General features: G+C 73.1%; 9 protein-coding genes and 1 pseudogene. All 10 read right to left on the minus strand.

Going from position 1 to position 6,005, the window contains the following annotated elements:
• Positions 1 to 574 (minus strand): annotated as a pseudogene (locus tag AC1DW3_RS30250) (hypothetical protein); the annotation flags it as partial.
• Complete coding sequence (locus AC1DW3_RS30255) at positions 571 to 1,140, minus strand: hypothetical protein (protein WP_477937911.1); 570 nt, start codon at positions 1,138 to 1,140, stop codon at positions 571 to 573. The gene AC1DW3_RS30255 and the pseudogene AC1DW3_RS30250, both read right to left, overlap by 4 nt.
• A gap of 7 nt (positions 1,141 to 1,147) precedes the next feature.
• Complete coding sequence (locus AC1DW3_RS30260; protein WP_477937913.1) at positions 1,148 to 1,621, minus strand: hypothetical protein; 474 nt, start codon at positions 1,619 to 1,621, stop codon at positions 1,148 to 1,150.
• Positions 1,618 to 2,946, minus strand: a complete 1,329-nt coding sequence (locus tag AC1DW3_RS30265; protein ID WP_477937914.1) for a FliI/YscN family ATPase — start codon at positions 2,944 to 2,946, stop codon at positions 1,618 to 1,620. Before AC1DW3_RS30265 ends, AC1DW3_RS30260 begins: the two co-directional genes overlap by 4 nt.
• Positions 2,943 to 3,581: a FliH/SctL family protein gene (locus AC1DW3_RS30270; protein WP_477937916.1), complete on the minus strand. Its 639-nt coding sequence runs from the start codon at positions 3,579 to 3,581 to the stop codon at positions 2,943 to 2,945. The genes AC1DW3_RS30265 and AC1DW3_RS30270 overlap by 4 nt, the downstream gene beginning before the upstream one ends.
• The gene (locus AC1DW3_RS30275; protein ID WP_477937918.1) at positions 3,578 to 4,093 is read right to left on the minus strand and encodes a hypothetical protein; all 516 of its coding nucleotides are present in this window, start codon (positions 4,091 to 4,093) and stop codon (positions 3,578 to 3,580) included. The genes AC1DW3_RS30270 and AC1DW3_RS30275 overlap by 4 nt, the downstream gene beginning before the upstream one ends.
• Positions 4,086 to 4,817: a type III secretion system inner membrane ring lipoprotein SctJ gene (sctJ, locus tag AC1DW3_RS30280; RefSeq protein WP_477937920.1), complete on the minus strand. Its 732-nt coding sequence runs from the start codon at positions 4,815 to 4,817 to the stop codon at positions 4,086 to 4,088. Before sctJ ends, AC1DW3_RS30275 begins: the two co-directional genes overlap by 8 nt.
• Positions 4,814 to 5,206 (minus strand): hypothetical protein, encoded by a 393-nt coding sequence (locus tag AC1DW3_RS30285; protein ID WP_477937922.1) that lies wholly within the window; start codon positions 5,204 to 5,206, stop codon positions 4,814 to 4,816. The genes sctJ and AC1DW3_RS30285 overlap by 4 nt, the downstream gene beginning before the upstream one ends.
• Positions 5,203 to 5,505: a hypothetical protein gene (locus AC1DW3_RS30290; protein WP_477937924.1), complete on the minus strand. Its 303-nt coding sequence runs from the start codon at positions 5,503 to 5,505 to the stop codon at positions 5,203 to 5,205. Before AC1DW3_RS30290 ends, AC1DW3_RS30285 begins: the two co-directional genes overlap by 4 nt.
• Before the next feature lie 30 nt (positions 5,506 to 5,535).
• Positions 5,536 to 6,005: SctD/MshK family protein (locus AC1DW3_RS30295; RefSeq protein ID WP_477937926.1), on the minus strand; the 470-nt coding region annotated here is incomplete at its 5' end.

The raw sequence follows: 6,005 nt of genomic DNA on the forward strand, positions 1-6,005 counted from the left end.
GCCAGGCCGTGGCATCGCGGCTGGCTTGCAGGCTGGCCAGGCCGGCGGGGCTGGCCAGCAACACCGGCAGGCCGACGCGCCAGGCCTGCAGGGCCGGGCGCATGGCGGCGGCGGCTTGGGGCGCAGTGGCCGCCTCGCGCAGGCGCTCGAGCAGCGCCTGCGCCCAGGCGGGTGCGGGTTCCGGTGCGGCGTCGGGCTGATCGAGGGCAGTCTCCTGTTCGCCCGGGGTTTCATCGCCGGCGTCGTCGAACAGCAGGCGCCATTCCTTGGCGTCCTGCACGCGCCAGCGCAGCTCCGGCCCGTTCTGCAGGCTCAGCGGCTGCATGAGGACGGGCGCCATGGGCAGCACGGCCGATGCGGCGTCGGCGAGTTGCAGGGCGGCCACCGGCGGTTCGGCGGGCCGCGCGGCCGACGTGCTCAACAGCGCAGAGGGCGCCGCGACCTGCTGGGGCAGTTCGGGTGTTGGTTCGGCTTCGACGGCGGGCTGGGCCTCGGCCTCGTTCGCGCTGGCCTGCAGCCAGGCCTGCCAGGTTTCGGCCGGCGTCAGGGCCTGGATGGCGGTGATGCTGCTCATCGTTCGATCTCGTCAATGGGGCGGAAGCGCTCGCCCGTGCGTGCCGTGTCGCGCAGACGCAGCTTGAGGACGTCATGCCCGGCGTCGCGCAGGCGCTTGTCCAGGTCGCTCAACTGCTGGCGGGCCTGGGCCTGAACGACCTGCGGCACGCGCAGCTCCAGGTTCAGCGGTGCCATCGGCTGCACCTGCTCGACATGCAGCTGCCAGGCGGGCCCATGCAGCGCGGGCAGCTCGACCTGCCAGCTGCGCGCCGCCGGCGCCGCTGCGGCGTCGGGCTCGGCGAGCTGGCGAATCGCCTCGATGCGCGTCGCCGTGGGCGCGTCCGAGACGCTGCGCACTGCCGTCGTCTCGGGCGCCGCATCGCCCGCCCTCGCGGCAGGCAGCGGCAAGGGCGGCTGCGCTTCGGTCGGCTCCTGCTCGCGCAGCCGCAGATAGGCGCTGCGCCAGTCCGGCGCGCCGGCATCGGGGTGCGACTCCGGTGGCGGGGCTGGCTCGGAGGTCGCCATGGCGTGCCGTGCTCGCAGCGGCATCGCCACCAGGGGGAGAAGGAGGGGCAGCAGCTTCACGACGGTCTCAGTGCCGGGGCCGGCAGGCGTCTTCGGTTTCAAGCTCCGCCTGCCGCTCGCGGGTTTGCCGGGTCTGGCGGCGCTGGTCCTTCAGCGTCGCATCCACGGCGTCCTCGCGCGCCTGGGCGCGAGCGAGATCGGCGCGGCGCTGGCGCACTTCCGCCTGGGCCTGCTCCAGCGTCTCGCGTTCGTCGAGCAGGGCGTATTCATCGCGCTCCAGCCGCTCGGCCAGCACCTCGCCATGGACCTGGACTTGATGCACCCAGCGCGGCATGTCGGCACTGCCCGGGCCACCCCAGTGCAGGACCAGCTCGGCGATCAGCGCACGGCCCTGTTGGATGCGCAGCTCGCGATCCTGGACCGCAGCCAAGGCTTGGCGCTCCCCGGCCTGCGCCAAGGCCAGCGCCAGGCGCGCGCGCTGCACGCGCAACTGGCGCAGCCGCAGCCACTGGCGGGCGTCGGTGTCGGACAGCAAATTCACGACACGATCTCCCGCAGATGCTGGAGGCCGCCTTCCCAGTCGCTGGGCTCGTGGGTGGCCTGCTGCAGCAGGGCCTTGATCTGCGGCATGCGTTCGATGGCCTGGTCGGCCAGCGGGTCGCTGCCGGCCTGGTACTCGCCCACGCGCAGCAGGAACTCGACCTCCTTGTGCCGCGCCATCAGTGCCCGCAGATGAGCGGCGTCGCGCTGCTGCTCGCGGCCGGTCACGCGCGTGAAAACTCGGCTGGCGCTGGCCAGCACGTCGATGGCGGGGTAGTGCTGGCCTTCAGCCAGCGCGCGTGACAGCACCAGGTGGCCGTCGAGGATGGAGCGCACTTCTTCCGCCACCGGGTCGTTGCCGTCCTCGTCCTCGGCCAGCACCGTGTAGAAGGCGGTGATGGAGCCGTGGGCGTCGTTGCCGGCGCGCTCGAACAGCCGCGGCAGCTCGGCGAACACCGACGGCGGATAGCCGCGCCGCACGGCCGGCTCGTTGGCCGCCAGGCCGATCTCGCGCAGGCCGCGCGCGAAGCGCGTCACCGAATCCATCATCAGCACGACGCGCGCGCCCTGGGCCCGGAAGCCCTCGGCGATGGCCGTGGCCGCATAGGCGGCGCGCACGCGCTCCAGCGCCGGCCGGTCCGACGTGGAGACGACGACGACGGAGCGGGCCAGGCCCTCGGCGCCGAGGCTGTCCTCCAGGAACTCGCGCACCTCGCGGCCGCGTTCGCCGATCAGGCCGATGACGTTGACCTCGGCCCGCGTGCTGCGCGCCAGCATGCCCAGCAGCGTGGACTTGCCGCCGCCGGCCATCGCGAAGATGCCGACGCGCTGGCCTTCGCCGACCGTCAGCAGGGTGTCGATGGCGCGCACGCCGCACACCAGCGGCGCGTGCACCGGCCGGCGCTGCAGCGGCGACGGCGCGTCGCGATACAGCGGCACGCGGGGCAGGTGGCCGAGCGGCGGGCCGCCGTCCAGCGGCTGACCGAAGGCGTCGATGACACGGCCGAGCAGGCCCGGCCCGCTCGGTAGTTGCGCGGCCTCGTGCAGCACCTCGACGGCGGCGCCCACGGGCAGGCCCTGCAGCGAGCCCAGCGGCGCGAGCACGGCCTCGTGGCCCTGGAAGCCGATGACCTCGGCCAGCAGGCCGTCGTCCTGCGGCCGCGAGGGGTCGAAGACACGGCAACTCTGGCCGACGCGGGCCTGCACCCCGGTGGCGCGCATCAGCGTGCCGCCGGCCTGCACGACGCGACCCAGCGTGGCCACGGTGCGGGTGCGCTGCAGGCTGCGGCGCAGTGTGTCCGTCTCGGCGTCCAGGCTCAGCGTCATGGCCGCAATCCCCAGGCGCGGGCGAGGCGCTCGACTTGCGTCGTCAAGCCGGCGTCGGCCGTGCCGAATTCGGTGACGAGGCGGCAGTCCGTCTCGGCCAGGTCGGCATCGACCACGATCTCTGCGCCGGCCAGGCCGGCTTTGTCATCCGGGTCGATGGCGCGTAGCGCTTCACGCAGACCGGCCAGCTGGCTGGGGTGCACCTGCAGCCGCCAGGTGCGGGCCGGCAGCAGCTCGCGCGCCGCCTGGACGGCCAGGCGCGCAAGGCGCTCGTCGTGGGGCACTTGGCCGAGCAACTTCTGGAAGACCTCCAGCGCCAGGCCTGCCACCTCGCGCTGCAAGCGGTGGCGTTCGTCTTCATGGGTGCGTGTGAGACGGGTGAGCGCGTGACCCAACTCGGCGCGGGACTGATCCTTCGCCTCGGCCAGCCCCTGGCTCAGCCCTTCGACGCGGGCGCGCTCGCAGGCCTCGTCGACGCGGATCTCTTCCTCGACGAACAGCGCGCGCAGGTCGGCCAGCAATTGCTGCGCATCCTGCAAGGCCGGCACCTCGGCGGCGCGCAGAACGCGGCGGTCCGACGCGATGCCCAGCTTGGCCTGCGGGTCTCGGTGCCAGAGCATGAAGCTGTTGTTCATGTGGTGACCTGTGACTGCAAGCTCAACGTTTCACGCAGCACGGCCAGCGCCGTGGCCTGGGGCATGACCCAGGCGGCGACCGGCCCGAGCCGGCGGCTGGCGGCGTGGCGCAGGGAGCCGTGCGGCAGGCCGGCCAGCAGCACGGCCGCACCGGCCTCGGTGAACTGCCGGCTCAAGGTCTCCGGCGTCGATACCTCGGGCCAGTCGCTCAGGCCGGCAGGCAGGCCCGCCGGCAGCGGCGGCCAGGCCTCGGCGCTGCGCAAGGCCCGCCACCAGGGCACGCCCAGCGCGGCGCGCGCAAGCTCGCGCAGCGGCCCGGCAATCCACAGGCGCAGCGCCGGCGCCGCCAGCACGGAGCCGCAGCGCCGCGCCAGCACCAGCAGCTCGTCGCGCTCCAGCGCCAGCCAGGCGGGCGCCGCGTCGAGCTGGGCCCAGGTCAGCGTGCGTGCCTCGGCCGGTGCGTCCTCGAGCAGGCGTCTTGCGACGTGGGCGCGCAGTTGGCGTTCAGTCATGGCCGCCCCCTTCGAGTGCGAGCTGGGCGGTGGCGCGGCGGCGGCGCCAGCCCAGCCAGCCCGCCGTGCCCAGGCTGGCCGTGCCCAGCGCGATGGCCAGCACCAGCGGCACGCTCGCCTGGGTCTCGGCCAGCGGCGGCGCAACGGGCGTGGGCTCGGCCGCGAAGGCGACGACCGAGACGCTTTCATAGGGCAGGCCTTCGACGCTGTTGACGACGAGGGCGCGCACCTTGGGCAGCAGGGTGTCGATATTGAGACCGGGACGGTGCTTGAGCATCACCGAGGCCGACGAGGGCTGGACCTTGTCGGACAGCGGATGGCGCTCCGGCACCACCAGCGTCACGCGGGCCTGCAGCACGCCGTCGATGCTGGTCAGCGTGTGCGACAGCTCCTGCGACAGCGCGTGCATGAGGCGGGCGCGCTCCTCGACGGGCGTGGACACGAAGCCCTCGCGCTTGAAGACCTTGCCCAGGCTGTCGTAGTCCTCGCGCGGCAGGCCCTGGGCTCTGAGGATCTGCACCGCACGGGCGAAGTCGGCCTCGGCCGTCAGCACCTCGAAGCCGTCCTCGCGTGCATTCTTCTGCGCCGGCACGCCGGACAGGCGCAGCGCCGAGACCATGTCGTTGGCCTGGCGCTCGTCGAGCTTGGCGTAGAGGGTCTGCTCGCCGCAGCCGGCGAGCAGCAGGGCCAGGGCGAGCGCGGAGAGGCTTCGTAGAGGCTTCATGACTGTTGACGGAACAGTTGCTGCAAGCCTTCTGACGTCCGGTTGGCGATGTTGGACGTCAGCTGGCAATGGAACATGAACTCCTGGCAGCGCACCGTCAGGTTGACCAGTTCGCCCGGTGTCAGTTCCTGGCCCGAAGCGGCGGCCGCCTGGGCGTCGCGCCCCAGCGATGCCGCTTCGGCATTGATGTGGTCCAGCGGCTGGACGATGCGCTGCATGGCCTGGGCGGACGACTCGGTCGGCCCCAGGCGCTGCACGGCGCCGGCCATGGCGCGCTCGAAGCCCGCCACGTCGGCCGCGGGTGCGACCTGGCCGAGGCTGGACAGCGACGCGCCGGCGCCGAGCTGGACGTCCGCCACCGGAGCGGCGATGGCGAGACCGGGTGTCACTGCTTGCGCGCCATCGTTTCGAGGGCGGAGCCGACCGTCGACACGGCGGTGTGCGAGCTGCTGGCCAGGAAGCTCATCTTCAGCGACATGGCGGTCAGCTCGGTGACGGCGGAGGGCGTGTCGCCGCCGTTGTTCATCGCGTTGGAGGCGGTCTCGATGTCGCCGGCCTGCTTGTCCAGGGCCTTGCCCCAGGCGTCGGCCATGGCTTCGAACCAGGAGCCGCCGCTGCTGTTGGTCTTGCCACCCGTGGTGCCGGTGACGGGGGCGGCGGCGAGGGTGTTGAGAAGCGTGTTGGACATGGGAACTCCTTGAGGGAGGTTGAGGGGAAATCAGAGAGTCAGCCGGGTGCGCTGGCCATCGCGCTCGACGATGACGGCGCGCTCGGCGATCTGCACGACGCGGTGGCCGCTGGGCAGCAGGGCGCCGCTGAAATAGCGGCTGCCGTCGGCGGTGATGAAGTAGGGGCTGTCGGCGTTGTCGACCACCGCGACCAGGCGCTTGGCCGGGTCGTCCGGCGCCGGGACGGGCGCCGCCGCGGCCAGCGTGGGCGGGCGGTTGTCCAGGCGCAATGCCGGCAGGCGGGCGATGTCGCGCTTGGCGGCGGCGGCGGCGGCCTGCAGCTTGGCGGCGTCACGCTCCTGCGTCTGCAGCACCAGCTCGCCCTCGGGTGACCACRCCGCCTGGGCCGCGATGCCGTACAGGCGGAAGACCTCGACCGCACTGGCCAGGAAATCGGGTGCGGCCGCGGGCGCGGCGGCCTGCGCCGGCGGCACGACCTTGGCCACGACCTGGCCGGCCT

The sequence above is a fragment of the Roseateles sp. P2_H4 genome, from assembly GCF_056403315.1.

Excerpts from the sequence above, each read along its gene's own strand:
- sctJ (WP_477937920.1), bottom strand. The coding sequence starts at position 4,817 with ATGAAGCCTCTACGAAGCCTCTCCGCGCTCGCCCTGGCCCTGCTGCTC.
- AC1DW3_RS30265 (WP_477937914.1), bottom strand. The coding sequence starts at position 2,946 with ATGACGCTGAGCCTGGACGCCGAGACGGACACACTGCGCCGCAGCCTG.
- AC1DW3_RS30270 (WP_477937916.1), bottom strand. The coding sequence starts at position 3,581 with ATGAACAACAGCTTCATGCTCTGGCACCGAGACCCGCAGGCCAAGCTG.
- AC1DW3_RS30290 (WP_477937924.1), bottom strand. The coding sequence starts at position 5,505 with ATGTCCAACACGCTTCTCAACACCCTCGCCGCCGCCCCCGTCACCGGC.
- AC1DW3_RS30275 (WP_477937918.1), bottom strand. The coding sequence starts at position 4,093 with ATGACTGAACGCCAACTGCGCGCCCACGTCGCAAGACGCCTGCTCGAG.